General features: G+C 40.4%; 35 protein-coding genes. 33 read left to right on the top strand and 2 right to left on the bottom strand.

Translation table 11 applies throughout. The features are described from left to right. The first annotated feature begins 379 nt into the window (after window positions 1-379). Both ACTNC6_RS14380 and ACTNC6_RS14375 read left to right on the top strand, forming a co-directional pair. A complete protein-coding gene (locus ACTNC6_RS14380) occupies window positions 380-1,363 on the top strand; it encodes a helix-turn-helix transcriptional regulator (RefSeq protein ID WP_441044431.1) in 984 nt (327 codons plus the stop codon). Window positions 1,364-1,454: 91 nt separating this feature from the next. Next, window positions 1,455-1,652, top strand: coding sequence for a helix-turn-helix transcriptional regulator (locus tag ACTNC6_RS14375; RefSeq protein WP_441044433.1), 198 nt, complete (start codon window positions 1,455-1,457; stop codon window positions 1,650-1,652). Window positions 1,653-1,717: 65 nt separating this feature from the next. Here ACTNC6_RS14375 and ACTNC6_RS14370 read toward each other — a convergent pair whose 3' ends face one another. After that, window positions 1,718-2,416 carry an XRE family transcriptional regulator gene (locus tag ACTNC6_RS14370; protein WP_441044430.1) on the bottom strand — a complete coding sequence of 233 codons (699 nt, stop codon included), beginning with the start codon at window positions 2,414-2,416 and terminating at the stop codon, window positions 1,718-1,720. 182 nt (window positions 2,417-2,598) lie between these two features. Between ACTNC6_RS14370 and dinB the strand changes: the two genes are divergently transcribed. The 10 genes from dinB to ACTNC6_RS14320 all read left to right on the top strand — a co-directional run bounded on the left by dinB (window position 2,599) and on the right by ACTNC6_RS14320 (window position 10,500). Continuing rightward, window positions 2,599-3,846 (top strand): DNA polymerase IV, encoded by a 1,248-nt coding sequence (gene dinB, locus ACTNC6_RS14365; RefSeq protein WP_441044429.1) that lies wholly within the window; start codon window positions 2,599-2,601, stop codon window positions 3,844-3,846. 33 nt (window positions 3,847-3,879) lie between these two features. Beyond that, complete coding sequence (locus ACTNC6_RS14360; protein ID WP_441044428.1) at window positions 3,880-4,212, top strand: hypothetical protein; 333 nt, start codon at window positions 3,880-3,882, stop codon at window positions 4,210-4,212. Between the two features lie 226 nt (window positions 4,213-4,438). Continuing rightward, entirely contained in the window at window positions 4,439-4,567 is a 129-nt protein-coding gene (locus ACTNC6_RS14355; protein WP_441044427.1) for a hypothetical protein, read from the top strand. A 139-nt stretch (window positions 4,568-4,706) separates the two neighbouring features. Next, the gene (locus tag ACTNC6_RS14350; RefSeq protein WP_441044426.1) at window positions 4,707-4,844 is read left to right on the top strand and encodes a hypothetical protein; all 138 of its coding nucleotides are present in this window, start codon (window positions 4,707-4,709) and stop codon (window positions 4,842-4,844) included. Window positions 4,845-4,866: 22 nt separating this feature from the next. Next, window positions 4,867-5,622: a metallophosphoesterase family protein gene (locus tag ACTNC6_RS14345; protein WP_441044425.1), complete on the top strand. Its 756-nt coding sequence runs from the start codon at window positions 4,867-4,869 to the stop codon at window positions 5,620-5,622. Window positions 5,623-5,711: 89 nt separating this feature from the next. Further along, window positions 5,712-6,245, top strand: coding sequence for a hypothetical protein (locus tag ACTNC6_RS14340; protein WP_441044424.1), 534 nt, complete (start codon window positions 5,712-5,714; stop codon window positions 6,243-6,245). Continuing rightward, the gene (locus ACTNC6_RS14335; RefSeq protein WP_441044423.1) at window positions 6,205-6,597 is read left to right on the top strand and encodes a tyrosine-type recombinase/integrase; all 393 of its coding nucleotides are present in this window, start codon (window positions 6,205-6,207) and stop codon (window positions 6,595-6,597) included. The genes ACTNC6_RS14340 and ACTNC6_RS14335 overlap by 41 nt, the downstream gene beginning before the upstream one ends. Before the next feature lie 259 nt (window positions 6,598-6,856). Then, the gene (locus tag ACTNC6_RS14330) at window positions 6,857-8,707 is read left to right on the top strand and encodes an AAA family ATPase (RefSeq protein ID WP_441044421.1); all 1,851 of its coding nucleotides are present in this window, start codon (window positions 6,857-6,859) and stop codon (window positions 8,705-8,707) included. Window positions 8,708-9,771: 1,064 nt separating this feature from the next. Further along, window positions 9,772-10,242, top strand: a complete 471-nt coding sequence (locus ACTNC6_RS14325) for an LURP-one-related/scramblase family protein (RefSeq protein ID WP_441035934.1) — start codon at window positions 9,772-9,774, stop codon at window positions 10,240-10,242. A 39-nt stretch (window positions 10,243-10,281) separates the two neighbouring features. After that, window positions 10,282-10,500: a hypothetical protein gene (locus tag ACTNC6_RS14320; protein WP_441044420.1), complete on the top strand. Its 219-nt coding sequence runs from the start codon at window positions 10,282-10,284 to the stop codon at window positions 10,498-10,500. Between the two features lie 22 nt (window positions 10,501-10,522). Here the strand turns inward: ACTNC6_RS14320 and ACTNC6_RS14315 are convergent, their stop codons facing one another. Then, window positions 10,523-11,038: a helix-turn-helix domain-containing protein gene (locus ACTNC6_RS14315; RefSeq protein WP_062807550.1), complete on the bottom strand. Its 516-nt coding sequence runs from the start codon at window positions 11,036-11,038 to the stop codon at window positions 10,523-10,525. Window positions 11,039-11,335: 297 nt separating this feature from the next. Here ACTNC6_RS14315 and ACTNC6_RS14310 point away from each other — a divergent pair, with 297 nt between their 5' ends. The 21 genes from ACTNC6_RS14310 to ACTNC6_RS14210 all read left to right on the top strand — a co-directional run bounded on the left by ACTNC6_RS14310 (window position 11,336) and on the right by ACTNC6_RS14210 (window position 25,994). Continuing rightward, complete coding sequence (locus ACTNC6_RS14310; protein WP_441044419.1) at window positions 11,336-11,761, top strand: GNAT family N-acetyltransferase; 426 nt, start codon at window positions 11,336-11,338, stop codon at window positions 11,759-11,761. A gap of 28 nt (window positions 11,762-11,789) precedes the next feature. Continuing rightward, window positions 11,790-12,497, top strand: a complete 708-nt coding sequence (locus tag ACTNC6_RS14305) for an SDR family oxidoreductase (RefSeq protein WP_441044418.1) — start codon at window positions 11,790-11,792, stop codon at window positions 12,495-12,497. 184 nt (window positions 12,498-12,681) lie between these two features. After that, on the top strand, window positions 12,682-13,368 hold the full coding sequence (locus tag ACTNC6_RS14300) for an MBL fold metallo-hydrolase (RefSeq protein ID WP_441044417.1): 687 nt from the start codon (window positions 12,682-12,684) through the stop codon (window positions 13,366-13,368). After that, the gene (locus tag ACTNC6_RS14295) at window positions 13,365-13,721 is read left to right on the top strand and encodes a VOC family protein (protein WP_441035926.1); all 357 of its coding nucleotides are present in this window, start codon (window positions 13,365-13,367) and stop codon (window positions 13,719-13,721) included. The genes ACTNC6_RS14300 and ACTNC6_RS14295 overlap by 4 nt, the downstream gene beginning before the upstream one ends. Before the next feature lie 69 nt (window positions 13,722-13,790). Then, window positions 13,791-14,153 (top strand): YccF domain-containing protein, encoded by a 363-nt coding sequence (locus ACTNC6_RS14290; RefSeq protein WP_008704887.1) that lies wholly within the window; start codon window positions 13,791-13,793, stop codon window positions 14,151-14,153. Window positions 14,154-14,338: 185 nt separating this feature from the next. Next, window positions 14,339-14,743 carry a (deoxy)nucleoside triphosphate pyrophosphohydrolase gene (locus ACTNC6_RS14285; RefSeq protein WP_303242938.1) on the top strand — a complete coding sequence of 135 codons (405 nt, stop codon included), beginning with the start codon at window positions 14,339-14,341 and terminating at the stop codon, window positions 14,741-14,743. Window positions 14,744-14,772: 29 nt separating this feature from the next. Beyond that, the gene (locus ACTNC6_RS14280) at window positions 14,773-15,015 is read left to right on the top strand and encodes a hypothetical protein (protein ID WP_441044416.1); all 243 of its coding nucleotides are present in this window, start codon (window positions 14,773-14,775) and stop codon (window positions 15,013-15,015) included. 114 nt (window positions 15,016-15,129) lie between these two features. Then, window positions 15,130-15,426, top strand: a complete 297-nt coding sequence (locus tag ACTNC6_RS14275; RefSeq protein ID WP_441044415.1) for a type II toxin-antitoxin system RelE/ParE family toxin — start codon at window positions 15,130-15,132, stop codon at window positions 15,424-15,426. Between the two features lie 32 nt (window positions 15,427-15,458). Next, entirely contained in the window at window positions 15,459-16,511 is a 1,053-nt protein-coding gene (locus ACTNC6_RS14270; RefSeq protein WP_441044414.1) for a HigA family addiction module antitoxin, read from the top strand. Between the two features lie 145 nt (window positions 16,512-16,656). Further along, the gene (locus tag ACTNC6_RS14265; protein ID WP_441044413.1) at window positions 16,657-16,926 is read left to right on the top strand and encodes an ArsR/SmtB family transcription factor; all 270 of its coding nucleotides are present in this window, start codon (window positions 16,657-16,659) and stop codon (window positions 16,924-16,926) included. 3 nt (window positions 16,927-16,929) lie between these two features. Then, window positions 16,930-17,619, top strand: a complete 690-nt coding sequence (locus tag ACTNC6_RS14260; protein WP_441044412.1) for a DUF5714 domain-containing protein — start codon at window positions 16,930-16,932, stop codon at window positions 17,617-17,619. Beyond that, complete coding sequence (locus ACTNC6_RS14255; RefSeq protein WP_441036604.1) at window positions 17,612-18,019, top strand: arsenate reductase ArsC; 408 nt, start codon at window positions 17,612-17,614, stop codon at window positions 18,017-18,019. Before ACTNC6_RS14260 ends, ACTNC6_RS14255 begins: the two co-directional genes overlap by 8 nt. 565 nt (window positions 18,020-18,584) lie before the next feature. Beyond that, window positions 18,585-18,899 carry a multidrug transporter gene (locus ACTNC6_RS14250; protein WP_026648564.1) on the top strand — a complete coding sequence of 105 codons (315 nt, stop codon included), beginning with the start codon at window positions 18,585-18,587 and terminating at the stop codon, window positions 18,897-18,899. A 56-nt stretch (window positions 18,900-18,955) separates the two neighbouring features. Continuing rightward, entirely contained in the window at window positions 18,956-19,366 is a 411-nt protein-coding gene (locus tag ACTNC6_RS14245) for a peptide deformylase (RefSeq protein ID WP_441036603.1), read from the top strand. A 26-nt stretch (window positions 19,367-19,392) separates the two neighbouring features. Continuing rightward, window positions 19,393-19,761 (top strand): VOC family protein, encoded by a 369-nt coding sequence (locus tag ACTNC6_RS14240; protein ID WP_303242933.1) that lies wholly within the window; start codon window positions 19,393-19,395, stop codon window positions 19,759-19,761. A gap of 10 nt (window positions 19,762-19,771) precedes the next feature. Beyond that, on the top strand, window positions 19,772-20,227 hold the full coding sequence (locus ACTNC6_RS14235) for a YaiI/YqxD family protein (RefSeq protein WP_441044411.1): 456 nt from the start codon (window positions 19,772-19,774) through the stop codon (window positions 20,225-20,227). Window positions 20,228-20,263: 36 nt separating this feature from the next. After that, window positions 20,264-21,730, top strand: a complete 1,467-nt coding sequence (locus ACTNC6_RS14230; protein ID WP_441044410.1) for a WYL domain-containing protein — start codon at window positions 20,264-20,266, stop codon at window positions 21,728-21,730. 126 nt (window positions 21,731-21,856) lie between these two features. Beyond that, window positions 21,857-22,048 (top strand): hypothetical protein, encoded by a 192-nt coding sequence (locus tag ACTNC6_RS14225; protein ID WP_441044409.1) that lies wholly within the window; start codon window positions 21,857-21,859, stop codon window positions 22,046-22,048. A gap of 238 nt (window positions 22,049-22,286) precedes the next feature. Continuing rightward, window positions 22,287-22,994, top strand: coding sequence for a gamma-glutamyl-gamma-aminobutyrate hydrolase family protein (locus ACTNC6_RS14220; protein WP_441036600.1), 708 nt, complete (start codon window positions 22,287-22,289; stop codon window positions 22,992-22,994). A 33-nt stretch (window positions 22,995-23,027) separates the two neighbouring features. Further along, on the top strand, window positions 23,028-23,819 hold the full coding sequence (locus tag ACTNC6_RS14215; protein WP_441036599.1) for a LytTR family transcriptional regulator DNA-binding domain-containing protein: 792 nt from the start codon (window positions 23,028-23,030) through the stop codon (window positions 23,817-23,819). Between the two features lie 192 nt (window positions 23,820-24,011). Beyond that, window positions 24,012-25,994 carry an alkyl/aryl-sulfatase gene (locus ACTNC6_RS14210; RefSeq protein WP_441036598.1) on the top strand — a complete coding sequence of 661 codons (1,983 nt, stop codon included), beginning with the start codon at window positions 24,012-24,014 and terminating at the stop codon, window positions 25,992-25,994. Window positions 25,995-26,020 lie beyond the last annotated feature (26 nt).

Raw genomic sequence — 26,020 nt, 5'->3', positions numbered from 1 at the left:
ATCGTTGGTAAAAATGACGAAGAAAAGAGCCTTTTCTCGCATGAGAAAGGGCTCGGAGTACTTTAGGTAGAAAAATCACTGGAAGCTAACAGTGTTGCCTGGCTGCCGGCAGATATTACATTGATTGATAAAATCAGACAGCATATGAACTAAAACAGAGAAATTTAATGGACCACTAAGGTGGTGAAGTAAGAATATGCAGATTGATAGAGAAATACCCTTCTGAAGGAGCGACTGGCCGGTGAGATACAGGCAAGAAAACCTGCCAAGGTTTACTATCTGGACTTTGGCAACCAGACTGCCGGTATGCAGATGGTGTCAGAGGAGAAAGCTCCTTATGGGAATAAGTAAAAATATAGGATATATGAGGTGATATACCATGGCTTCCTTTGATCAGAAGCTCCGTACCTTACGCCTGATGGAAATCCTTCTGGAACGTACCGATGATACGCATATGCTGAACGCATCGGAATTATGCACGATTCTGGATCAGGAATATGGGATCAGTACGGATCGAAGAACGATATATACAGAGATGGAGATCCTTGAGAAATTCGGACTGGATATCCAGCAGAAGAAGGGAAAAAATCCTGGCTATTATATTGGTGCCAGAGATTTTGAACTGCCGGAGTTAAAACTTTTGGTGGATGCTGTACAGTCTTCTAAATTTATTACGGAGAAGAAATCCAAGGAACTGATAACGAAATTAGAGAAGCTCTGCTGCAGGACGGATGCGGCAATGCTTTCCAAATATGTTTTCATCGTAAACCGTCCGAAGACAGAGAATGAAACTGTTTATTACAATGTGGACTATATTCATACGGCAATTTACGAGAATAAGGAAATTAAGTTCCATTATGCAGAGTGGACGGTTAAGAAAGAACTGAAACTGAAGAGAGACGGTGCATTCTATGTTGTCAGCCCGTGGGCACTGACTTGGGATGATGAGAATTATTATCTGGTAGCTTATGATGCAGCGACTGGAATTATCAAGCATTATCGTGTAGATAAGATGCAGAATACAGAGATCCTGGAAACAGATCGTAAGGGTGAAGAATCCTTCAAGAACTTTGATTTAGCTGCATTTGCCAAGAAGACCTTTGGAATGTACGGCGGTGTAGATGCGGAAGTCACGCTGGAATGCAAGAATGAACTGGCTGGTGTTATCATCGATCGCTTTGGACATGATGTATGGTTGATCCCGCAGGGAGAAGATCATTTCAAAACCAGAGTACTTGTATCGGTAAGTCCGCAGTTTTTCGGATGGGTAACCGGTATCGGATCCGGAATGAAGATTACTGGTCCGGAAAATGTGAAGCAGCAGTATAAAGAGTATATGCTGGATGTGCTTCAGAACTATTAGAAAATTTAGCTGTCGGGATTTTTGTACATTGCTTTATGCTACATTTTAGGAGCAGACGGACTAAAAATTAGCGGGATGGTGATGTGGTGTGATGGAGTTCCAGACGAATTTAAAAAAGCTACGTACCGAGGAGGGACTGACACAGGATCAGCTAGCCCTGCTGGTGGAAACCAGTACGGACACGATTGGAAGAATTGAGCGAAAGCAGAAGATAGCATCTTATGAGGTGCTGTTTCGTATCGCCAGATATTTCCATAAGCCTGTGGAAGATGTCTTCTGGTATGAGTGAGAGAAGAAAAGAGAAGGCTGATGCTGTCATGGATGTGATTTCCAGTGCCGGCATCAGCCTTGATTTTATTTTACGACCTTTCCGAAGGTTCGAAGCTCCATTCCGGGTTTGATCTGGATAGGAGCATATTTTTTGTTGAGAGATATCAGCTGAACATTATCTTTGTTCTTCTGATATTTTTTAATATAAGCGTCACCGTTCAGATAGAAGATTCCGATATCGCCATTTTCCAGCTGGTCCTGCTGATGAACCCATACGATCTGTTTATTTACATAGACAGGTTCCATACTGTCACCGGAAACACGGATGCCGAAGTCTGCGGTTGCAGGGACATCATCACCGACTTCAAATTCTTCATACTGATCAGAGTCAAGAAAAAGGCCGGTACCGGCAGAAGCAGGTTCTGTAAATACTTTAAGCGTTCTGTTTGTGATGTAGACAGGTTCTTCCCGGACATACATTCCGCTTTTGATCAGCAGATTCATATATTCAATCGTTTTTCTCTTGCCTTCTTCATTGAGCTGGGCGAAGAGGTTTTCTTCGATAGCAATGCCGAAAGTATCATTAATATTATCGATTCCAAGAATCTCGCAGAGGGCAAAAAACTGAATGACATTTGGCGAATTCACATTCTTTTCCCATTTACTGATGGACCCGGATTTTACTTCCAGCCCTTTCTTATTCAAAAGATCAGCAAGCTGCAGCTGATTCAGATGCCTTTCTTTTCTCTTGGCAGCAAGTGTCATACCAAAATCTCTATACAAACCAGTCACCTCCCAAGGTATTGAATTCCTATATAGACTATAACGCAATTATTTCCCAAAAGCAAGCAAAATAGATTATAAATCGAAATACTGCACATGTGCGTCTTTACTTCGAGTATAAATCGCTATATACTACCAATATAGAGAGACAAACAAATGTTCGAGAAGAAAGGAGGCAACTCATGGATCGTGTGATTATCCATTCCGATGCAAATTGCTTTTATGCCAGTGTTGAAATGCTGTATCATCCGGAATTTGCCGGCAAGCCACTGGCTGTTGGCGGCGATCCGGAAGCCAGACATGGTATCGTGCTTACGGCAAATTATATCGCGAAGAAGCATGGTGTAAAAACCGGTATGGCTTTATGGCAGGCCAGGCAGGCATGTCCTGATGTGATCTTTGTGCCTCATAGAATGGATTTGTATCTGAAGTTCTCTTCGATGCTTCGGGAAATCTACGGCGAGTATACGGATAAGATTGAACCGTATGGCTGTGATGAAGCATGGCTGGATGTTTCCGACAGTATTTCCTTGAAGGGTGATGGCCGTAAGATCGCAGATGAGATCAGTGCCAGAGTCAAAAAGGAACTTGGCATTACGGTCAGCGAGGGTATTTCCTGGAATAAGATTTATGCAAAGCTTGGCAGTGACTACAAGAAACCGGATGCGATTACCGAATTCAATCGGGAGAATTATAAGAGTCTGATCTGGAAGCTGCCAGCATCGGATCTTCTCTATGTCGGAAGATCTACCAACAGGACTTTGTCGAAGTATGGTATTCATACCATCGGTGATCTGGCTTGTACGAATCCGGATTTTCTCCTGAAAACACTTGGCAAGATGGGGCTTGTGATCCATTCCTTTGCAAATGGATGGGATGAGTCACCGGTAGCTACAGAGGGCTATTCGGCTCCAATTAAGTCCATTGGAAACAGCACGACTACGCCTCGTGATCTGGAAAATGATCTGGATGTTCAGATTATCTTTATGGCATTGGCAGAGAGTGTATCGGCCAGACTCAGGAAGCATGGATTTAAATGCAACACTGTAGTAATCTCCATCCGGGATAATAGTCTCTATCATTTTTCCAGGCAGATGCATCTGCGAGAGCCGACGGATATCACAGACGAGATTATGAATGCTGCCATGGAATTGTTTCGAAACAATTATGACTGGTCCCATCCGATACGAAGTCTTGGTGTCAGAGGCGCAGACCTGGTTACGGCAGACATTCCGGTGCAGATGAGTTTGTTCATGAATGAAGAGAAGCGGGCCAAACAGGAGAAGATGGATAAAGCTGTAGATGAGATCAGGCGACGGTTTGGATATTTCAGTATACAGCGGGCGTTTATGTATCAAGACAAGATATTATCAAAGCTGGATGCACAGGGATCCCACACCGTTCATCCGGTAGGTTACTTTGCACGTTAGCTTTGAGCCATGGCTCAAGGATGGAGGTTATGAATGGAATCAAGCAAGGTTTATGTAGAAGTAGTTGCCAGATTTGATAAGGACGGAGTCATGATGCCGATGGCTTTTGTCTGGGAAGACGGCAGGAAATACGAAATTGACAAGGTGAAATCTAAAGACAGATGCGCCAGCCGTAAAGCGGGTGGAACAGGCATCATGTATACGGTAGTGGTAGCCGGTAAAGAATGCCACTTATATTTTGAATTTGATAAATGGTTTATTATTAATCCATCTTGTGAAGATGGCCCAAAAGGGTGCACAGTTTGTAATCGTAACACATTCGCCGATTTTGCTTGCTATCCCGGATGCGGATATTTTTTCTTTTGATGAAGGTAGCATCCGGCAGATTCGGTATGAGGATACGGAAAGCTATCAGATCACAAAGATGTTCCTGGATAACAGGGAATATATGCTAAAGAGATTGCTTGCGGAGGATGATGACGAGTAAGGGATGGCTATTATACTACGTGTAGAATGACAACCGTAATAGAAGTTGATAAGATTAAAGTATTTCAATTATTGTGAAATACTGTACGGGTTTAGGAGGGATCAGATGCTTAAGAAAAGAAGAAAAAAGGCCCTCGAGGAAGGACACACAAATAATATATGGAACAGGCACGATTTCGTAATGTGCGGTTTGGGAGAAAAAAGCAGAACTCTGGCAATCGTGAACATGCTCTAAACAGAATCCATACGAAGAGGAGTATAGGAAAGCTCTCGATGAATTCAGAGATAAATATGGTGTACTTGGGCAAAAACTTCAGACACCGGAAGAACTGGAAGCCAACCGAAAACGAGGCGGCGGTGGAACTGTCCACTTTATGAGTGAACTACCCGAATACAAAGAAATATCGGAAAAATACATGGACGAAGAAAAGAAATTAGAGCAGTATAGAATAGACTGCAAAGATGAAGTTATGGATTTGATGAAAGAACACTTCTTTGCCTTGTGGGACTAAATTACTGAAGGAGCAAATGCCGATGATTTTTATAACCGGTGACTGCCATGGAAATTTTGAACGGTTCAATCCGAGCATTTTCCCTGAGCAGAAAGAGATGACAAAAGAAGATTACGTGATTATCTGTGGCGACTTCGGCGGTGTGTGGCATAAGGATGAAGAAAGTCCGGAAGAAACAATGGTTCTGGACTGGCTGGATTCCAGGCCGTTTACCACATTGTTTGTGTGTGGTAATCATGAGAACTTTGATCGCTTATACCAATATCCGGTAGAGGACTGGCACGGCGGCAAGGTTCATAAGATAAGAGAATCTGTTCTCCATCTTATGAGAGGGCAGGTATTTGAAATTGAAGAAAAGAAGATATTCAGCTTCGGCGGGGCCAGCAGCCATGATATCCAAGGGGGAGTGTTGGAACCGGATGATACGGAGTTTGAAAAAAAGTATGCCACATTAAGCAGAGGATACTTGCCGTTTTGTATTAATCATTGGAGCTGGTGGAAGCAGGAATTACCATCGGAAGAAGAGATGGAGGAAGGCCGACAGAATTTGGAGAAGCATGATAATAAAGTTGACTTTATTGTTACACACAGTTGTGCTACAAGTACCCAGGCTTTGCTTGGACATGGACTTTATTCCAAGGATTATCTGAATGAATATCTGGAGGAGATACGCCAGAAGTGTAAGTTCAAAAAATGGTTTTTCGGTCATTATCATGATAATCGAAATGTGAATGCGGCGGAGATCTTGATCTGGGAGCAGATTATAAGGATCGTATAAGAAAGTGTATGAATGGAAACAGAAAAAACAGCACGAGAAATAGACTCTTTATGGAATTTAATCGTGTCATGTAGAGGAGGTGTTTCAGCATGCATGAACTCGAATTTACAGATAATGAGATTCGCATTGTTCTGAATGCATTGGATTTCTATTCAAGAATATGGATAGGTCAGTATGATCATATGTTATGGGATCTCAGATGGTACAGAAACTGTAGCCAGCTAGATGCATGGGATGATACACTTCGCAGAAAGTTTTGGGATATACGAAATATCATCCTGCCGGGATTGCGCAAGTATTCATTAAACGGAAGTTATGGTATTTTTTCGCCGGACAGAAATGCGAAGGCTGCAATCGCCTATGATATGCAGCAGGAGTTCCGTTATAGAAGAGCATGGTTTCTGAAACCGGAGGGTGGTTATACAGTAGATTTCGGAAGACCGCTTCCATGCGAAGATGATCCATGCGATTTTCCGAAAGCAGAATGTTATGATATGAATGGCGAATTCAGAATCAGGGTCTATATTGATGACACGCAGCTTGGTGTGATTATTGATGCTCTGAATATCGGAATCCTTGAGTATGATTGTCAGATCAGAAAGTTATTTGATCAAGGAACATGATCTTCCACCGGTAGTATTCCATAGCCTTCGTCATACCAGTGTTACCTACAAGCTGAAGTTAAATGGCGGTGACATCAAGGCGGTACAGGGAGATTCCGGTCATTCCCAGATCAATATGGTCACCGATGTATACTCTCATATCATTGATGATGATCGCAGAAAAAATGCGGAACTCTTCGAGCAGGCCTTTTACGAGAGGAAGAATCTGGATCCGAGCATGCATGCCAATGTGGCCGGAAAGACAGTAGAACTCCCGACAAATGTGGATGCAGAGCTCCTGGCGAAGGTCCTTTCCAATCCGGAGATGGCAGCACTTTTATCTACTTTGGCCAAGTCACTGGAAAGTAAATAAAGGGAAAAGTACTCTCTTTTCATTTGCGTCGAAATGGTAGCCAAGATGGCGACCAATAAATATGAGTCTCTTCGGAGGTTCTTTTTGTTATACCCATTATACCCGCCTGTATTAAAAATAAGTGGGTATAATGGGTATAACGAATGCAGGGAACCGGACATTCACTCAGAAACGCAGAGGGAGAATAGGGGAAATTTAACGGAAATACATTGATGAAGTTTCCGATATATGTTATGATATTTCCGAAAGGGGCGATAATATGACCGATATTAGATATATTTCAACAAAAGAAGCCGCCGGGATCATGGGCTTATCAACCAGAAGAGTAGTTGGATTATGCAATGCGGGAAAACTGGAAGGTGCTTTAAGAAAAGGTCGCAATTGGATGGTTCCGGAAGAGACGGTATATGCATACCTGGGTACCGCAAAGCCTAAAGAAGAAAATGGAGAGATCCTTTCTTGCGCAGTCGGTAATACATCTTACATGGATGTAGTAAAGAATAGCTATTATGTAGATAAAACGCTTCTGATTCGTGATTTGATTGACGATCAGGTTCCGGTCATTTTGTTTACCAGACCACGGAGATTTGGCAAAACACTTGCTCTTGATATGCTTAAAACGTTTTTTGAAAAAACGAAAGAGGATACATCTATTTATTTTAAAGATAAACAGATTTGGGCATGCGGTGAAAAATATCAGAAGATTCAAGGTGCATTTCCGGTGATTTCCATCACTTTCAAAGATGCAAAGTTTTCGGATTGGGCCAGTACTTATGCGGCAATTAAAAATGTGATCCGTGATGAATTTATGCGGCACGATGAGCTTTTTACAAGCGACAGCCTTAATCCGGTGGAACAGGATTATTTGTCCAGAATGCAGACGGATGAGCTGAGTGATGTGGAGTATACCAGATCACTCCTGAATCTGGGACGCATGCTGGAAAAACATCATCAGTCTAAGGTAGTCATTCTCATTGACGAGTATGACACTCCAATCCAACAGGGACATTCCAGAAGTTTCTATAATGAAGTGATTACATTTATGCGTAATTTTATGTCCGGTGGTCTTAAGGATAACCCTTCTCTTGCTTTTGGCGTTCTTACCGGTATCCTGCGTGTGTCAAAGGAGAATCTGTTTAGTGGACTTAATAATCCAATCGTAAATTCTGTACTTGATGAGAAATACAGCAAATACTTTGGATTTACCGTGGATGAAGTGAATACCATGGCAGCATACTACGGACAGGAGGCAAAACTGGAAGAACTTCGTGAGTGGTACGATGGATATCGTTTTGGAAGTACAGAAATCTATAATCCTTGGTCTGTTGCCAATTATTTCTATAATAACTGTCAGGCGAAACCATATTGGACCAATACCAGTGATAATGAGATCATTCGGGAGATCATGATATCTCTTACACCGGATATTGCAGAAAACCTTTTTGCACTGTTGCAGGGGCAGACCGTTCAGGCATCGTTAAATATGGATGTCATCTATCCGAGAATAACGGATGGAACAGATACCATCTTCAGTTTCTTATTACTTGCAGGATATTTAAAACCGGTAAGTGATGCGGTTGAAACAGAATTTGGGACATTTATGGAACTGGCGTTACCGAATAAGGAGATTCGCAGAGTTTACAATACAGAGATTTTATCTTGGCTCAGGGGGACAGTAGATGGCAATGTCATGGCTGGACTTGAAAAAGCACTGTATCTGAATGATGGGAAGAAACTTCAGGAATTCCTCCGGAAATATATGATTACCTGCATCAGTTGTTTTGATGGAGCAGCAGAAGGCTTTTACCATGGCATGATGCTGGGACTGGCAGCAGGTATGTCTTCAAGATATTACATCAGATCAAACAGGGAATCCGGAGAGGGAAGATTCGATCTTGTGTTGGAGCCTAAGGTGCATTCTTTGCCAGGTATTATCATGGAATTCAAAGCGACAAAGAATGATGCTGGTTTATCTGCATCCGCCGACGAGGCTCTGAAACAGATTGAGGATAAGCACTATGATACAGATATGAAGGACCGTGGAATCAAGGAAATCGTAAAATATGGCATCGCCTTTGCAGGTAAAAATGTAGAGATTGCAAATGGCTGAAAAGATAAGCTCACCCCTTCGCCAACTCGCCCAGATTTGCAGTTTTCTTTGCATAAAACAATGCTCTGGCTAATGGTAGCCAAGTTGGCGACCATTAAAAATCGAAACTCTTTTATGTACATTGTTGCATGATATGGTAAGGCATGATATATGTCATAGTGACGAGGAAAATGAATCAAGCTTGCTTGAATTCATTTGACGACCGCTGATCATCCGTAAAACGTGTTTTACGGATGTATCTTACCGATACCAGGTGAAGCTGCCGGGACGGGGGATAGTTTTGACCACCGAAGCAGTTTTTCTGAGAGCCGGCTGATGAAGCCCCACGAAATAGCAAAGCAGCGAAGCCGGTGACGAATAAGAACTCCATTGACCAAATCAGGGGTACACAATGCGTGTGTTTTGGAATATAATATAAGAGTAGAGATCATAAAAAACAGGTTAATAATTTAATAGAGTTATCAATTCCGAGAAAGTACGGAATCGGTAGCCGATAAATCTATTGGCGTTGTTATAAGCACTCAATTTTTTATGTTTGGCAATTCGGTACTGAGAACTAAATTAGCTCATGCCAACATTTTGCAAACAAAACAGGCCAAAACGGGGCCTATCCGGGACCATATAAGAACTGACAATCAGGTTCCCACGATAGCTAAAAAACCCCGTAAATCAAGGCTTTTCAAGAACTTCATAAGACAGTGATAAACAAGGAGCAAGGTACTGAGTGCCTTGCTCCTAAGCGAGGGGTCGGAGGTTCAAATCCTCTCGGGGACGGACTTTAAAGCGTTCGAAAATGTTAGTTGGTTTAGCTGACATTTTTGAACGCTTTTATTGTTTTCTAATCACATTCGTGAAATTATTTTCTATAAAAAAGATCCATTTCAAGCGCAGCGTTATATTCGTAGTAAACCAGGAAGGTGGCGTTGGAAAGATATGTTTTATCATAATCTGCGAAATAAGATGGGTTAATTCTTCGATTTACATGTTTTTTTAGGCGTTCTGGCATGGTATTATGGTACTTATAAAGAACCTATTATGTCTGTTGGAGAGAGCGGTGAAAAGTTATGAAGCTATTATTTAAACAAAGGCTGTTTTCATGGTTTGACAGCTATGATATCTATGATGAAGCAGGCAACACTGTTTATGTAGTAAAGGGCCAGTTGTCCTGGGGACATAAACTTGCAATTTATGATGCTTATGGAAATGAAGTAGGAATGGTTGTTCAGAAAGTTCTTACCTTCCTTCCTAAATTTGAAATTTATAAAAACGGCAGTTATATCGGATGCCTAAGCAAAGAATTTTCATTCCTGACACCACATTATAATATTGATTATAATGGATGGCATATTGATGGAACAATTATGGAATGGGATTATAGCATTCTTGATCGAAGCGGTTATTCAATTGCACGGGTTAGTAAAGAATTGTTTCATATGACTGATACATATGTTATTGATGTGCAGGATCCAGGAAATGCGTTGAATGCTCTGATGTTTGTACTTGCGATTGATGCAGAAAAATGTTCCAGGAATTAAATAGTTGATCTTGGTGCCCGTGTGATAGGGGAGTAAAAAATGTTATTATTATTATTATTTACAATTTGTATGATTTGGTTTGTAGGAAAATTTTTGGTTTTTGGGTTAAGAGCATCTTGGGGAATTATGAAACTGCTTTGTACAGTTATTTTCTTCCCGGTGATATTGATTGGTATGGTTGTAGGTGGACTGATGTACATTGCTTTTCCATTGCTGATTGTCGGTGGTATTATAGCATTGGTAACATCACATTCATAATGGAACAGGAGAAGAAAAAGGATTATTTTAATTTTTCTTTCTCAGCATTTAAGAGTTTGAGATTAAGCCTCTGTTCTCCAGCTGTCTTATCTACCCAAAGATTCAAAGAGTCTATGGCTAAAGAAATTTCATCAAGTTTTTTACTGATATAAGCAAAATCTTTTATTTCATCATCGCTGATCTTACCGTCACGGGCAATCTGAATCAGACGACCGGTAAGAGGATTGATTTCATTTAGACTGGCAATTGTCTCCAAAATGATATTTGACAGATCGGTCACTTCTACTTCTGGAACATAACGATAGCCGATTTCACATTTGTGAGAGCAATAATAATTGCAAAGATCTGGTCTTTTGTAGGCATCTGCCATCTGAAGGATATCATAAGGCGTAGGTTCTTGTGTTTCATATTCAAATTTTTCAATTTTTGAAGCAGAGACAGCATTCATTTTTTCACTGGCCTCTGCTCTTGTAAGTCCTGCCGCTTCCCGGCAAAGCTGATAAATTGTTTTGTTTTCCCGGGTGGATTGTTTACCCATGAGAATTTCCTCCCTGTATAGCGCTAAACATGAGGATTATCTATCTTTCAGACTACATGCTGAGCGTGTATTTCTTATATGAATTTTATTATACATAAATTATGAACTAACAACAAGTAATAGGCTTTGTAAAATTATCATTTTAAGGTTTAGTTTTTCTTTCTCGGTATTTAAGGTGCTTTTTCTGTCGCTTGGGTATAAAGGATGGACTGAGACTAAAAAGTACGGTAAAATCAGTATTAGAGCGTGTTTTAAAAATGATGCCCGGAAATCGGGAGTGGATGGAGAATATTTGTTATGATCAGAAAGATGCAGAATATAGATATTAATAGAGTTGCTGACATATGGCTAAAGACCAATTTGAAAGCGCATTATTTTATTCCTGAGCAATATTGGACAAGTAATTATGAATTAGTGAAAGAAATGATATTACAAGCGGAAGTCTATGTGTATGAAGATGATAAAATGATTCAAGGATTTGTAGGACTAAGTAACGAATATATTGAAGGTATTTTTGTTTCTGATGAAATGCAGTCATGTGGTATAGGTAAACTTTTATTAGATTATATCAAGAACAAAAAAGTTAGATTGCGATTAAATGTATACCAGAAGAATAGCAGAGCTCTTTCTTTTTACCAAAGAGAAGGGTTCGATATCCAATGCGAAGGATTCGATGGTGCTACTGGCGAAAAAGAATATACAATGTTGTGGCAGCAGAAATAAAAATCGGATTTTTTGGGGAGGGTTTTATATGGAATTTAAAAATAAAGTAGTGATTGTGACGGGAGGCGCGCAGGGCATTGGAAAGACTATTGCAGAGGAATTTCAGAAGCAGGGGGCTCTTATCTGCAGCATTGATAAACAGCCCGGAGTTTACTTTACCGGTGATCTTGCACAGCAGGATACATTAGAGAAATTTGCTCAAAATGTGATTACCGAATATGGTCATGTGGATTATCTTATCAATAACGCATTACCTTTGATGAAAGGAATTGACAACTGCTCTTATGAAGAATTCAATTATGCATTAAAAGTAGGTGTTACGGCACCATTTTATCTGGCCAAACTATTTCAGCCATATTTTTCTGAAGGAGCTGCCATTGTCAATATTTCATCTTCCCGTGACCGCATGAGTCAGCCGCAAACAGAAAGTTACACCGCAGCAAAAGGCGGAATTTCAGCATTAACTCATGCGTTGGCAGTCAGCCTTGCAGGAAGAGTACGGGTCAATTCAATCTCTCCGGGATGGATAGATACTGACTTTACCGAATATACAGGAGCAGATGCAGTGCAGCAGCCGGTTCATCGTGTGGGAAATCCCATGGATATTGCCAATATGGTACTGTTTCTTTGCTCTGAAAAAGCAGGCTTTATCACAGGTGAAAACATCTGCATTGACGGTGGTATGACAAAACAAATGATTTATCATGGCGATTGTGGGTGGAGATTTGATATCTAACAGGGAGTAACCACTAAAGGTTTGCTTGCTAAGATAAAAGAATAATTCCATTGACATGAAATTTATATACGCAATGCCTCAGTTTTGGGATAGAATATCATTACTAAAAAATGTGCAGATGAACGGAAATAAAGCAGGTATAGGATTTTGCTATCCCGTACCAGCGATTTATATAGGAGATATCATGAAAATTACTTACATTAATCATAGTGGATTTTTAGTTGAGACTAGAGACTGTTACTATATTTTTGATTATTACAAGGGTGAATTACCGCACCTTGACAAGGAAAAAGAAGTAATTGTTTTTTGCAGCCACTTCCATGAGGATCATTTTAACCCACAAATCTTTGGGCTTCTTGATGATATGGGGATGACTTATCAGGCAGCCTTGGCCAATGATATACGAAAAAGAAATCATTTATCGGATATGAAGATCACATATGTTTATCATGATCAAACTTATAATCTGGATCATGATACCAGAGTCGATACATTGCTGTCTAACGATAGTGGTGTCGCATTTATTGTCAAAACAAAGGAAGGTACCATTTATCATGCCGGTGACTTAAACGACTGGTATTGGGATGGTGAGCCGAAAGCTGACAACCAGAGACTTACTTCAGCATATCGTGCGGAGATCAGGAAAATTAAGGGTATGCATTTTGACGCTGCATTTGTTCCCTTAGATCCGAGACAGGGAGATCACTATGCCGACGGGATCCTGTATTTCCTTAAAAATGTAGATTGCAATGTCATTTTTCCAATGCATTACTGGAATGATGCCAATGTAATTAAGCGGTTTATTACTGAGTATCCGCAATATAAATCACGTATTAGAAACACAGAATGTACAAAAGGAGAAGAACTATGAAATTTAAGATGATTCACGAAAACTACAATGTATCAGACCTGGACCGATCTATTAAATTTTACAACGAGGCCCTTGATCTGCACGAAGTGCGAAGAAAGACTACCGATGATTTTATTATTGTGTATATGAGCAACGATGTAAGTGATTTTGAGTTGGAACTTACCTGGCTTAAAGATCATCCACAGCCGTATAATCTGGGTGAATGCGAATTCCACCTGGCATTTAAGGCGGAGGATTATGAGGCAGCGCACAAGAAGCACGAAGAGATGGGGTGCATTTGCTTTGAAAATGAAGCGATGGGAATCTATTTCATTGTAGATCCAGATGGATACTGGCTTGAGATTCTGCCGTAAAGCTGGTTGAGAAATCGTAGAAATCATGTTGCTCAGATGTTCAGAGGACTTTAAGGGGGATGTGTTATCATGAGAACTATAGGTAATATCCTTTGGTTTATATTTGGAGGATTGCTGGGTGGACTGGCATGGGTTTTTGCAGGATGCATATGGTGTATTACAATTATTGGAATTCCGGTAGGCCTGCAATGCTTTAAATTTGCAACTTTGGCATTCTGGCCGTTTGGAAAAGAAATCGTGTATGGAAATGGTATGTTTTCATTCTTGGTAAATCTCATATGGATTGTATTTTTTGGCTGGGAAATGGCGCTTGGAAATCTGATAGTTGGTTGTATATGGTGTATTACGATAGTTGGAATTCCGTTTGGAAAGCAGTTTTTTAAGATGGCAAGACTTTCGTTCATGCCATTTGGTGCCAGTGTGATAGGGTAGAATACAAAAATTTAAGGAGTCATTTGAGAGAATGATTCAAATGCTATTGGGAATCATAAGTAAAGTTATTAATACATAATAAGAAAAAACAATAGTATTTGTAAGGCGTCAGTGGAGTATTCTACTGGCGTTTTTATTTAACATATTGGATTTACGAAGAATAAATGATTTGAGGTACGAAACAGATGAAGACTATAAAAGTAGTTGCAGCAGTTATCTGTGACAATATGAAAGAAAAGAATAAAATTTTTGCAACGGCTCGTGGTTACGGTGAGCTGAAAGGCGGCTGGGAGTTTCCAGGAGGAAAAATCGAAGCAGGTGAAACTCCTCAGGAGGCATTAAAGCGAGAAATCATGGAAGAATTGGATACAGAAATTAAGGTAGGGGATTTGATTGATACTATAGAGTATGACTATCCCACCTTTCACCTTTCCATGGATTGCTTCTGGGCAGAGGTCACAACTGGTCACCTGGAATTAAAAGAAGCGGAAGCTGCAAAATGGCTTACGAAGGACCAACTGGACAGCGTTGCCTGGTTACCGGCAGATGTCACTTTGATAGAGAAAATTCGAAGGAACATGGAGAACTGATTTCTAATATTATTTTCAGAGGAATTGCTATGATATACACAGTAAAACGAATTGAGGAAGACTTGGACTTTGGTTGTGAAGAACGACCGAAAGGAATGCCAGTCATGGCAATAGTGACGCTTACGAATTCTTCGGGCGAAGAAATAAGGATAAAAGCAGAGGATGCCATGCTCTATGAATGTAACATCAATGAAGGGGACAAGGTTAGCCTTGATATGAATAACAAGTTGGAAAAAGCGGCACTTATCTCAGACAATAATCGCCGAGTATAAGACAAAATTGATTTATAAGAGCATCCTGCAGAGAAAACTGGCAGATTGACGAAACGGAATATCCGTGCTATCATATATTTACCTCAAAGGTAAATCCGAAAGAGAGGTGATGGTTTGGATATCACGTACAAAACCAACAAAATCAAAAAGGTTTGTACGGATGCCAAAGCTGCAGAGAGAACCTACGGTCGAGAAATGGCCGATAAAATACATCAGCGTATAGATGAAATTGGCGCGGCAGACACTGTTGAAATGATGATTCAGTTCCATATTGGACGATGTCATTCTCTTACACAGAATCGGAAAGGACAATACGCGGTGGATTTGGTTCATCCGTACAGATTGGTATTCGAAAAGAATGGCGACGAAATCCAAATAGCGAACATTTTGGAAATAGTCGATTATCATTAATGGTCAAGATGACAAGTCAAGGAGGTAGCACTATGGTGAGAAGTCGCAGTTATATTGCAACGCCACCTGGGGCGACAATTAAAGAGCAGTTGAATGACAGAGGTATGAGTCAGAAGGAGTTTGCGGCCAGGATGGATATGTCTGAGAAGCATATCAGCAAGCTCATTAACGGTGACGTACAGCTTACACCGGAGACAGCTGTTAGATTAGAGATGGTTTTAGGTGTTCCGGCTAAGTTCTGGAATAACCTTGAGGCAATCTACAGAGAGAAGATTATTAAGGCAGAAGCAGAAAACGTAATGGATGCTGATGTCGAGATGGCAAAACAATTTCCATATAGTGAGATGGCAAAATTTGGATGGGTCCCAGAGACCAGAGAAGCTAAGGAGAAAGTTATCAATCTTAGGAAATACTTTGAGGTTGTTGAGCTTTCACTTCTTGGAAGCGAGCAGATTACAAGAATTGCGTGTAGACGTCTGGCAATCACAGAAAAAAGTGATCTGGCGTTGATGGCTTGGGCTCAGGAAGCAAAGATTAAGGCACGGGATATCCAAACCGCACCGATCAATATTAAAAGCTTAATTTCCGCCATGCCCGAGTTACGAAAAATGACTGTGCTTAAGCCAAAGGAATTCTGCCCTCAGATAAAGAAATGCCTTGCAGATTGTGGAATAGCTTTAGTATTTTTGCCACACCTTAAAGGATCTTTTCTTCAGGGAGCTTCCTTTATGGATGGAAATAAGATTGTTGTTGGACTTACGGCAAGAGGAAAGGACGCGGATAAGTTTTGGTTTAGTTTGTTTCACGAACTTGCCCACATTGCTCTCGGCCACGTAGGACAGCCTAACGGTACATCTGAGGATGATGAAAAAGCTGCTGACCAATGGTCTGGTGAGACGCTGATAACATCCGAGGAATTCGAGGCTTTCAGAAGAGGTAGAGATTATTCAGAGAGAAGCGTGCTCCAATTTGCAAAGGAACAGGGAATTGCACCTGGGATAGTAGTTGGGAGAATGCAGCTGGAAGGAATGATTAAGTACAGCATGCTGAATAATCTGAAAGAAAAATATGAAATAGCTGTATAATGGCATCATCAAAAAAGACTTTGAAGGATCATGTGAAGAGCATGATCCTTTTCTTATGCGTAAAAATTCAATGGATATACATTGACAAGTATCTATGCGTACGATAAATTAATACATAGACAAATGTCTATGCGAGGCGGCGAAAATGGAAACAAGAGATATGATACTGATATGTAAAGCATTATCGGATACAAATAGGCTGGAGATTGTTCAGATGCTGTCAGACGGAGAAAAATGTGGATGTAAGATTCTGGATAAATTCAATATCACGCAGCCTACTTTATCACATCACATGAAAATATTGGTCGACTGTGAGCTTGTAAATGATCGTAAGGAAGGTAAGTGGCATCATTATTCTCTGAATAAAAAAGTAATAAGAGAGGTAAGTTCATTTATTGAAGCTTTGGGAAGGTAGGAAATGGAAATGAAAGAAGAATGTATTATATGTAAAGCTCCACTTGTATATCTTGAAAAAGATGAAATGATGGAGTGTGTGTTATGCCATAAAAAGGAATTAAGCAAAACCCGATGTGAGCAGGGCCATTATGTATGTAATGAATGCCATACAAAAGGAATGGATGTAATTATAGACATATGTCTTAGTGAAATATCTAAGAATCCGATAGAAATTATAAGAAAAATGATGGAACAGCCATTCTGTCATATGCATGGACCAGAGCATCATGTTATGGTTGGTTCAGCGCTCCTTGCTGCATATAAAAATGCAGGTGGTGAGATTGATTTGCCGGAAGCTCTGCTTGAAATGATGAATCGAGGAAAAGCTGTTCCGGGTGGCGTATGTGGATTCTGGGGTGCTTGTGGTGCTGGAATTAGTACAGGAATGTTTATATCAATAATCTCAGGAGCGACTCCACTTAAAAATGAACCTTGGGGTCTGGCTAATAAAATGACTTCCAAGGCACTTGATGCAATCGGGAGCATTGGTGGACCAAGATGTTGTAAAAGAGATTCTTATATGGCCATAATCTCAGCGATTGACTATGTGGCAGAGAATTTCAATATACAAATGGAAAAGCCTGTTATAAAGTGTATTCATTCTGATAAGAACAATCAATGTATTAAGGAGAGGTGCCCATTTCATGAATAAGAAAAAAGTCGCATTTATCTGTGTTCATAATTCATGCCGTAGTCAGATAGCAGAGGCATTGGGAAAACATCTGGCATCAGATATATTTGAAAGCTATTCGGCCGGAACAGAGACAAAGCCTCAGATTAATCAGGATGCCGTTCGTGTCATGAAAGAGATTTATGGAATAGACATGGAAGCAAATGGTCAGTATAGTAAGCTGATTGCTGATATCCCAGATGTTGATATCGCAATATCAATGGGCTGTAATGTGGGATGTCCTTTTATTGGAAGAGCATTTGATGATAACTGGGGACTTGATGATCCAACGGGGAAATCAGATGATGATTTTAAGGCTATAATACAGCGGATTGAGGAGAATATCTTTGAGTTAAAGAAAAGGTTGAACGAGAACAAATAGAATACCTGCAGAACAAAATGGCAGCTTATCAGCTTTATGACACAGGACTTACTGTGACAAAGGAAGATAAGCTGCTTTCCTTATCTATCTGCAAGTATTCCAGTAGGATTCCTGTTTTGAGACAAATGTCCGGAAGGTGGGTAACCACTTCCTGTCCTTGCTATTCTCTATCTTCAGCTGTTAAATGCAAAAATAATCCAGGAAGTTTAGTCTTTTGGTTGTCGGGATTTTTGTACAGCCATTTGGTGTAAACTGATAGCATTAGAAAAAGAAATCAAGGGGGACTGGCAGATGAAAGGTTATAACACAAGCAACGGATACATGGAATACGTAGAAGGCAAATACATTTTATTTGCCAGTGAACGAGAATATTTCGAGTTTATGGAAGATTGAGAAGGAGGAAGGAACATGAGCAAAAGTAAAAAGGGATGGGAAGAAATTTTGTTTTGTAGGAAAGATTCACTATAGGAATTGTATTTATGTTATACTTGAGTTGATATTGAAAGTAAAAAAATACTAGTAAGTGCTTTTTTGAAAATTGGCACTCGAGGAGACTACAGAAATTATGGAAATTTCAAAAGCAGATTGGAAGTTATATCGTGAACGTGTTTCAGATTGGCAGGAACATTATATGGAGCAGCTCACCAAGGAATATGTCGAATTGCTTACATCCCCGGGAAACGCTTCGGATCATTTTTGGGAACTTGAAAAGAGAATAAAACAGGATAAGAAACATCCAGGTGTTTTGATCGAACTTCGTAAGTCGACAGCATTATGGGATATTGCGTATTTTGTCAGAGATAAGGTAATAACGATGAATGAGCTTGAAGGATTCAGTGAGGATCTGATTGATGCTGTAAAATTAATCTTGAGCCGATGAGAAAGATTTTCGGTCAGGATAAATAAAAATTAGAAATTAAATACAGGAGAAAATAAATGGTAAAGCAAATCGTAAGAGACATTTTCTTTTTAGGCCAGCCATCCGAGCCGGCCACAAAAGCAGATATCCAGATTGGGAAGGATCTGCAGGACACACTGCAGGCGAACCGGGAACGGTGCGTTGGTATGGCTGCAAATATGATTGGTGTAAGGAAGAATATTATCATTGTGAATATGGGATTTATAGATGTTGTTATGTTTAACCCGGTGATTGTTTCAAAGCATGATATGTATGAGACAGAAGAAGGCTGTCTGTCCCTGGATGGTGTTCGTAGGACGACCAGATACCAGGAAATTGAAGTAGAGTATTATGACTTCAATTGGAAAAAACAGCGCCAGAAACTGTCTGGATGGACGGCACAGATCTGCCAGCATGAGATTGATCATTTGTCCGGAAAAATTATATAACCAAAGCGGATTGCGAGGTGACGGATATGCTGAAAAATGTATTGATTGTGGTGGATGATATAGAAAAATCCATAGAGTTTTATAAGGACTTATTTGGACTGCAAGTGATTCTTCAGAATGAAGGTAATGTGATCTTATCGGAGGGACTTGTTTTGCAGGACGTCGGTTTATGGGGAAAGACGTTGGATGAAACTTCTACGCCATTTAATAACAGGATGGAATTGTATTTCGAGGAATTTGATATAGATGAATTGATTGCAAAATATGAATCTGGTAAGTATTCCGTCCGGTATGCCACAGAACTGACAGAACTTGCAGGTGGGCAGAAGCTTGTAAGACTGTATGATCCCAGTGGTAATCTCATCGAGGTTCGCACTCCGTTTATGTGTAATTGAGGGAGAAAATATGCAGATTTTTGTTGATGCAGATGCCTGTCCGGTAGTCGGTATTGTTGAAAAAGTTGCAAAAGAGCACAATTTTCCGGTAACGTTGTTGTGTGATACCAATCATGTGTTATCATCTGATTACAGTGAGGTGATTGTAGTTGGAGCCGGTGCAGATGCAGTAGATTATAAACTGATCAGTATTTGTCATAAAGGAGATATTGTTGTATCACAGGATTATGGAGTGGCTGCAATGGCACTTGGAAAGAGCGCATATGCGATTCATCAATCCGGGAAATGGTATACGAATGAGAATATTGACCAGATGCTTATGGAACGGCATCTGAACAAGAAAGCACGAAGGGCATCCGGAAAGAATCATTTAAAAGGACCACGAAAACGAACAGCAGAAGATGATGAGCATTTCAGAGCGTCTTTTGAAAAAATGATACATATGGCAATGGATAAGGAGAAATAATCACAAACGGAACACAGGAGAATTGGGAGGTGCAGAATGACGGAAAAGGAAAGAACCTATATTGCAATTGATCTTAAGTCATTCTACGCATCTGTAGAATGTAAAGAACGAAATCGGGATCCTTTGACGACTAATCTTGTGGTTGCGGATAAAAGCAGAACAGAAAAAACTATCTGTCTTGCGGTATCTCCAGCCTTAAAGTGTTATGGGATACCCGGAAGGGCTCGTTTATTTGAGGTTGTTCAAAAAGTAAAAGAAGCCAACAGTGCCCGCAGGTGGAAAGCACCGAACAGAACATTTATTGGTTCTTCTGATGACAGTACAGAATTAAATATCAATCCTGCACTGGAGATTGATTATATTGTTGCGCCTCCCCGGATGGCTCTCTATCTGGAATACAGCACCAGAATTTACAGCGTTTATCTGAAATATATTGCACCGGAAGATATTTTTCCTTATTCAATCGACGAAGTATTTATGGATGTGACGGATTATCTGCATACTTATAATATGACACCAATGGCTTCATTTGATCAGAAGCTCCGTACGTTATATCTGATGGAAATCTTGCTTGAACGTACCGATGATACACACATGCTAAATGCATCGGAATTATGTACGATCCTGGATCGTGAATATGGCATTAGTACGGACCGAAGAACAATTTATACAGAGATGGAGATTCTTGATAAATTCGGACTGGATATCCAGCAGAAGAAGGGCAAGTGTCCTGGCTATTATATTGGTGCCAGGGATTTTGAGCTGCCGGAGTTGAAGCTTCTTGTGGATGCAGTTCAGTCTTCTAAATTTATTACAGAAAAGAAATCCAAGGAATTGATACAGAAATTGGAGAAGCTTTGCTGTAAGACAGATGCCGAAATGCTTTCCAGATATGTCCTCATTGTAAACCGACCGAAGACAGAGAATGAAACGGTGTATTATAACGTAGATTATATTCACACAGCTATTTATGAAAATAAACAGATTAAATTTCACTATGCGGAATGGACAGTTAAGAAGGAGATGAAATTGAAAAAGAATGGTGCCTTCTACATTGTCAGTCCCTGGGCGTTGACATGGGATGATGAAAACTACTATTTGGTAGCCTATGATGCAGTGTCCAGAATTATCAAGCATTATCGTGTAGATAAAATGCGGGATACTGAGATTCTGGAGGCTGATCGTAAGGGGGAAGAGTCCTTCAAAAATTTTGATCTGGCTGCATTTGCCAAGAAAACATTTGGCATGTATGGTGGTGTGGATGCGGAAGTTACTCTGGAATGCAGAAATGAACTTGCAGGTGTTGTGATTGACCGCTTTGGTCGTGATGTATGGATGTGTCCTCATGGAGAGGATCATTTCAGAGCCAGAGTGTTTGTATCGGTAAGCTCACAGTTCTTTGGCTGGCTTACCGGTGTTGGATTCGGGATGAGGATTGTCGGACCGGAAGAGATAAGGCAGCAGTATAAAGTGTATCTGCAAAGTGTGCTTCGAAACTATTAGTTCTGGCAGATTCGTTGGTTGTGCGGATTTTTGTACATCTATTTTGCGATAATATGCTCATCAGTTAAAGGTACCAGGGTGCTAAAGTAAAATGATCGAGAACGTATTTATCAGGAGGAATGTACAATGAGTAAGAAAGATGGGTATAGCAGACCGGGATTATTTGGAAGTATAAATCATTACGACAGCAAAGGCCATAAAATTGGAGAAAGCAGGCCAGGGTTCTTTGGCGGAATGAATCATTATGATGACAGAGGCCACAAGACTGGACATAGTGACAGGAGTTTATTGGGAGACTGGAATCACTATGATGATTAATAGGAACCGGGAAAAAACTATTTTGAAAAGGGAAAAAACTTTTTTATTATCGTATTACATGATATAGCAAATACAGAAATGAATGATATGCAAAATAAAGTAAACAAGTTGATGATACATGGAGAGTGTAACTCGTTTTGAGTTGCACTCTTTTTGTGACAAATTTATGTATATAGAGTATAATAAATGGTAAATAGTATGAAATATACAGCATGATGGAATTTAAGGAGAAACAGAGATGAGAAAAGTAATCGGTGTTATGCCGCTATATGATGCTGAAAAGAAAAGCTACTGGATACAGCCGCGTTATCTGCAGATGCTCGAAGCAGAAAATGCAATACCCCTGGTGCTTCCTTTAACAACGAATCATTATGAGTTAGACTATTTTATTGAAATATGCGGTGGTTTCTTGTTAAGTGGAGGGCATGATGTGTCTCCGGCTGTTTACAGGGAGGAACGGAAGCCCTGGTGCGGACCCTGCTGCGAGGCACGAGATGAAATGGAGCAATATATTTTAAAGAAAGCTGTGGAAGCAGATCGTTCTGTTCTTGGTATTTGCCGTGGTATTCAGCTGATGAATGTCTGCTATGATGGAACCTTATATCAAGATCTGAAGACGGAATATGGCACCTGTATCAATCATCGTATAGAACCTTCATACGACAAAACCGTACATATGAATACAATACAAAAGGATACTCCGCTTTATGATATTTTAGGCAAAGAACACATTAGGGTGAACAGCTATCATCATCAAGCAATTAAAACACTATCACCTCAGTTTAAACAAATGGCGATTTCAGAAGACGACTTGATCGAGAGCATTTATATGCCAGCTTGTAAATATGTGGTGGGTGTTCAGTGGCATCCTGAATATTCCTATCAGCTTGATGAAAACAGCAGAAACCTTGTACATTCTTTTGTCGATTCTATTCAAGGTTGTTGATCTTTTGTAAAATTGTGAATAGGAGATGGTGCCATGCAGCAGAAATTCATTACAGTAACCTTCAATCGTGCTAAGATCGCACTCCGGTGTGCAGATATTCTTTATGTGATCATGTCTGATGATCATTGTACCATTCATATGTTTGATGGAAGTGTTTATCGTTGTCGAATAACATTGAAAGAATTAAAGAAGCAGTTGGATGAAGGGTTTATGGAGGTAAAACGTGGCTGTATGATTGCAGTGTCTGCAATCAGTGATATTGGAGATAAAATTTTACTGTCTAATGGAGAGGAAATCTGCTATACAAAGAGAAAGAAAAAGGCTCTCAGAGAAGAACTGCAGAAAAAACAGGAGCTTATGATTGCAAAAATCAGTAAAAAAAAGCTGCCGCTGACCCCGGAAGAATATAGCAAATATTATAAAATATGTGATAGTCTCCCGTTTGCATTTACGGATATAGAAATGGTATTTAATGAAGAAAAAAAGGCAGTGGACTGGATCTTTCGATATGGGAATGAAGCCTTGGCTACACTGGAAAAGCTGCCGTTGGACAAGATGATCGGGAATTCCTTTTCCAGCCTTTTCTCCAATATGGACGCAAAATGGCTTCATGTTTATGAACGTGCCACCTTGTACGGTGAAACACTTGAAATCATGGACTATAGTCCGGAAATAGATACCAATCTGAAAATTATATGTTTTCCCACATTTCCGGGACACTGTGGATGCATTTTGTTTAATGCAGACCAAATGAAATCTATAAGTGAAGAAAATCATATGGTCAGGTTGGCTGCAGTTGCTATGAAAAGTAATCCCACTATATAAAGAAATGTTATAAAGAAATGTTGTTTTACCGCTTATTGTGTTGATTTACCGCAATAAAAATGTCATTTCGCAACAGCTTGATTGTTTCCCTGATATATTCATGCTATATTCTTATTAAATATAGCTCTTGTGATCAATTGAGATTTACAGCAGAGAATATTCAAAATTCTTGTAGGACAAGGGGGAAATAACATGAAAAGAAAAAAAGTAATTGCTTTGATTACTGCTGCATTGACATTTACCATGACTATCTGTGGCAGTTTAACTGCAGCTGCAGCATCAGAATTAACAGCGGAAAGTAAACCGGCCACTCAGTATACGATTGATGCAAACCAGGAAGTTTATGCATTGCTGGATTTCGAGGATACTGCAGAGTTTGAGAATGCTACAAAGGGTCAGATCGCTTCTCCGGATACTCTGGATATTTATGATGAGAACGGAAAGCTTGTATGGAGTCAGACGGCATATGCTTTTCTGGATCAGGACGCTCCGGATACAGCAAATCCCAGTCTTTGGAGAGATACACAGCTGAATCACATTTATGGTCTTTTTGAAGTAACGGATGGAATTTATCAGGTGCGTGGCTATGATATGTCAAATGTCACATTCATAAAAGGCGATACAGGATGGATTGTAGTAGATCCATTGATGAGTGTAGAGTGTGCACAAGCGGCTCTTGCCCTGGTGGAAGAGAATCTGGGCACTTTTCCTGTAAAGGCAGTGATCTACAGCCATTCTCATGTTGATCATTTCGGTGGAGTCAAGGGAATTGTTTCGGAAGAAGAGGTACAAGCCGGCAATGTGCAGGTAATTGCACCGGAAGGCTTTGAGAAGCATGCTGTCAGCGAGAATATTTATGCAGGTACTGCTATGGGACGAAGAGCAAGTTATCAGTATGGAACAATGCTTGAGGGTGGTGAAACAGGATCCCTTGCCATTGGTATTGGTATGGGACAGTCCAAGGGTAGAACAAGTTATATTTCTCCTACACTTGAAATCACACAAACTGGTGAGAAGCATACCATTGACGGAGTGGAAATTGAATTTCAGCTTACTCCGGGCACCGAAGCACCGGCAGAGATGAACTTCTGGATTGGATCCAAAAATGCTTTGTGGATGGCTGAAAACTGTACAGGAACACTCCACAATCTGTATACACTCCGCGGAGCCCAGGTGCGTGACGGAAACGCATGGGCAGAGTACATCATGGAATCTCTGGCTCTCTATGGTGATAAGGCAGATGTGGTATTCCAGTCCCATAACTGGCCACATTGGGGAAATGATACCATTCAGGAATATATGACCAATACTGCAGCTGTATATAAGTTTATTAACGACCAGACATTGCTCTACATTAATGAAGGTTATACGGAAACAGAGATTGCCAATATGATCCAGCTTCCGGAGGAACTGGAGAAAGTCTGGTATACTCGTCAGTATTACGGTACAGTTTCTCATAATTCGAAGGCAGTATATGAGAAATATATGGGCTGGTATGACGGTAATCCTGTCCATCTTGCTGAACTTACACCATCGGATTATGCCCAAAAGTTGGTAGAATATTTCGGTGATACAGATGCTGTTCTTGAAAAAGCAAAAGAAGATTTTGCAAAGGGAGAATATCAGTGGGTGGCCCAGATTACCAATACGCTGGTTTTTGCTGATCCGGAAAATACGGATGCACGTTATCTGTGTGCGGATGCATTGGAGCAATTGGGATATCAGGCAGAATCAGGTCCATGGCGCAGTGCTTACCTTTGTGCTGCACAGGAACTGCGAAATGGTACAAATACCGATGATGCAACGCGAAGTAGCGGTAACGGTGATGTTTTCTTACATATGACACCGGATATGATTCTGGATTATCTGGGAATTTTTGTAGATACGACGAAGATTCCAGATCTGACCTTTACAGCAAATATTATATTGCCGGAAGGTAATTATGTACTCCGCGTAAAAAATGGCGTACTTCTTTATCAGAAGGATGCACAGGATCCGGATGCAGATGTGACATGGAATACCAAACGTGCCGGACTGTTGGCTGTTGTTCAGAAAAACGCTGAGAATGTTGCTGCTTTGATCGAACAGGAAGGTGATGAGACCTGCCTGACACGATTGATGGATGCGGTTACTGTTACGTCAGAGTATAAATATTTTAACATTATTGAACCATAAAGTTTTGGGGCGGAAGCAGGAGGATA

It is taken from the genome of Blautia sp. HCP3S3_C4 (genome assembly GCF_052064095.1).
Lineage (GTDB): Bacteria > Bacillota > Clostridia > Lachnospirales > Lachnospiraceae > Blautia_A.
This window is presented reverse-complemented; position numbering and strand designations above follow the sequence as displayed.

What these genes read in the sequence shown, in the direction of transcription:
- ACTNC6_RS14375 (WP_441044433.1), top strand. Translation starts at nt 1,455, where the DNA reads ATGGAGTTCCAGACGAATTTAAAAAAGCTACGTACCGAGGAGGGACTG.
- ACTNC6_RS14210 (WP_441036598.1), top strand. Translation starts at nt 24,012, where the DNA reads ATGAAAAGAAAAAAAGTAATTGCTTTGATTACTGCTGCATTGACATTT.
- ACTNC6_RS14225 (WP_441044409.1), top strand. Translation starts at nt 21,857, where the DNA reads ATGAGTAAGAAAGATGGGTATAGCAGACCGGGATTATTTGGAAGTATA.
- ACTNC6_RS14360 (WP_441044428.1), top strand. Translation starts at nt 3,880, where the DNA reads ATGGAATCAAGCAAGGTTTATGTAGAAGTAGTTGCCAGATTTGATAAG.
- ACTNC6_RS14230 (WP_441044410.1), top strand. Translation starts at nt 20,264, where the DNA reads ATGACGGAAAAGGAAAGAACCTATATTGCAATTGATCTTAAGTCATTC.
- ACTNC6_RS14215 (WP_441036599.1), top strand. Translation starts at nt 23,028, where the DNA reads ATGCAGCAGAAATTCATTACAGTAACCTTCAATCGTGCTAAGATCGCA.
- ACTNC6_RS14240 (WP_303242933.1), top strand. Translation starts at nt 19,393, where the DNA reads ATGCTGAAAAATGTATTGATTGTGGTGGATGATATAGAAAAATCCATA.
- ACTNC6_RS14355 (WP_441044427.1), top strand. Translation starts at nt 4,439, where the DNA reads ATGCTTAAGAAAAGAAGAAAAAAGGCCCTCGAGGAAGGACACACAAAT.
- ACTNC6_RS14330 (WP_441044421.1), top strand. Translation starts at nt 6,857, where the DNA reads ATGACCGATATTAGATATATTTCAACAAAAGAAGCCGCCGGGATCATG.
- dinB (WP_441044429.1), top strand. Translation starts at nt 2,599, where the DNA reads ATGGATCGTGTGATTATCCATTCCGATGCAAATTGCTTTTATGCCAGT.
- ACTNC6_RS14295 (WP_441035926.1), top strand. Translation starts at nt 13,365, where the DNA reads ATGAAATTTAAGATGATTCACGAAAACTACAATGTATCAGACCTGGAC.
- ACTNC6_RS14345 (WP_441044425.1), top strand. Translation starts at nt 4,867, where the DNA reads ATGATTTTTATAACCGGTGACTGCCATGGAAATTTTGAACGGTTCAAT.
- ACTNC6_RS14340 (WP_441044424.1), top strand. Translation starts at nt 5,712, where the DNA reads ATGCATGAACTCGAATTTACAGATAATGAGATTCGCATTGTTCTGAAT.
- ACTNC6_RS14380 (WP_441044431.1), top strand. Translation starts at nt 380, where the DNA reads ATGGCTTCCTTTGATCAGAAGCTCCGTACCTTACGCCTGATGGAAATC.
- ACTNC6_RS14245 (WP_441036603.1), top strand. Translation starts at nt 18,956, where the DNA reads ATGGTAAAGCAAATCGTAAGAGACATTTTCTTTTTAGGCCAGCCATCC.
- ACTNC6_RS14350 (WP_441044426.1), top strand. Translation starts at nt 4,707, where the DNA reads ATGAGTGAACTACCCGAATACAAAGAAATATCGGAAAAATACATGGAC.
- ACTNC6_RS14290 (WP_008704887.1), top strand. Translation starts at nt 13,791, where the DNA reads ATGAGAACTATAGGTAATATCCTTTGGTTTATATTTGGAGGATTGCTG.
- ACTNC6_RS14235 (WP_441044411.1), top strand. Translation starts at nt 19,772, where the DNA reads ATGCAGATTTTTGTTGATGCAGATGCCTGTCCGGTAGTCGGTATTGTT.
- ACTNC6_RS14320 (WP_441044420.1), top strand. Translation starts at nt 10,282, where the DNA reads ATGTTATTATTATTATTATTTACAATTTGTATGATTTGGTTTGTAGGA.
- ACTNC6_RS14220 (WP_441036600.1), top strand. Translation starts at nt 22,287, where the DNA reads ATGAGAAAAGTAATCGGTGTTATGCCGCTATATGATGCTGAAAAGAAA.
- ACTNC6_RS14335 (WP_441044423.1), top strand. Translation starts at nt 6,205, where the DNA reads ATGATTGTCAGATCAGAAAGTTATTTGATCAAGGAACATGATCTTCCA.
- ACTNC6_RS14285 (WP_303242938.1), top strand. Translation starts at nt 14,339, where the DNA reads ATGAAGACTATAAAAGTAGTTGCAGCAGTTATCTGTGACAATATGAAA.
- ACTNC6_RS14315 (WP_062807550.1), bottom strand. Translation starts at nt 11,038, where the DNA reads ATGGGTAAACAATCCACCCGGGAAAACAAAACAATTTATCAGCTTTGC.
- ACTNC6_RS14305 (WP_441044418.1), top strand. Translation starts at nt 11,790, where the DNA reads ATGGAATTTAAAAATAAAGTAGTGATTGTGACGGGAGGCGCGCAGGGC.
- ACTNC6_RS14260 (WP_441044412.1), top strand. Translation starts at nt 16,930, where the DNA reads ATGGAAATGAAAGAAGAATGTATTATATGTAAAGCTCCACTTGTATAT.
- ACTNC6_RS14280 (WP_441044416.1), top strand. Translation starts at nt 14,773, where the DNA reads ATGATATACACAGTAAAACGAATTGAGGAAGACTTGGACTTTGGTTGT.
- ACTNC6_RS14310 (WP_441044419.1), top strand. Translation starts at nt 11,336, where the DNA reads ATGATCAGAAAGATGCAGAATATAGATATTAATAGAGTTGCTGACATA.
- ACTNC6_RS14265 (WP_441044413.1), top strand. Translation starts at nt 16,657, where the DNA reads ATGGAAACAAGAGATATGATACTGATATGTAAAGCATTATCGGATACA.
- ACTNC6_RS14325 (WP_441035934.1), top strand. Translation starts at nt 9,772, where the DNA reads ATGAAGCTATTATTTAAACAAAGGCTGTTTTCATGGTTTGACAGCTAT.
- ACTNC6_RS14300 (WP_441044417.1), top strand. Translation starts at nt 12,682, where the DNA reads ATGAAAATTACTTACATTAATCATAGTGGATTTTTAGTTGAGACTAGA.
- ACTNC6_RS14270 (WP_441044414.1), top strand. Translation starts at nt 15,459, where the DNA reads ATGGTGAGAAGTCGCAGTTATATTGCAACGCCACCTGGGGCGACAATT.
- ACTNC6_RS14255 (WP_441036604.1), top strand. Translation starts at nt 17,612, where the DNA reads ATGAATAAGAAAAAAGTCGCATTTATCTGTGTTCATAATTCATGCCGT.
- ACTNC6_RS14250 (WP_026648564.1), top strand. Translation starts at nt 18,585, where the DNA reads ATGGAAATTTCAAAAGCAGATTGGAAGTTATATCGTGAACGTGTTTCA.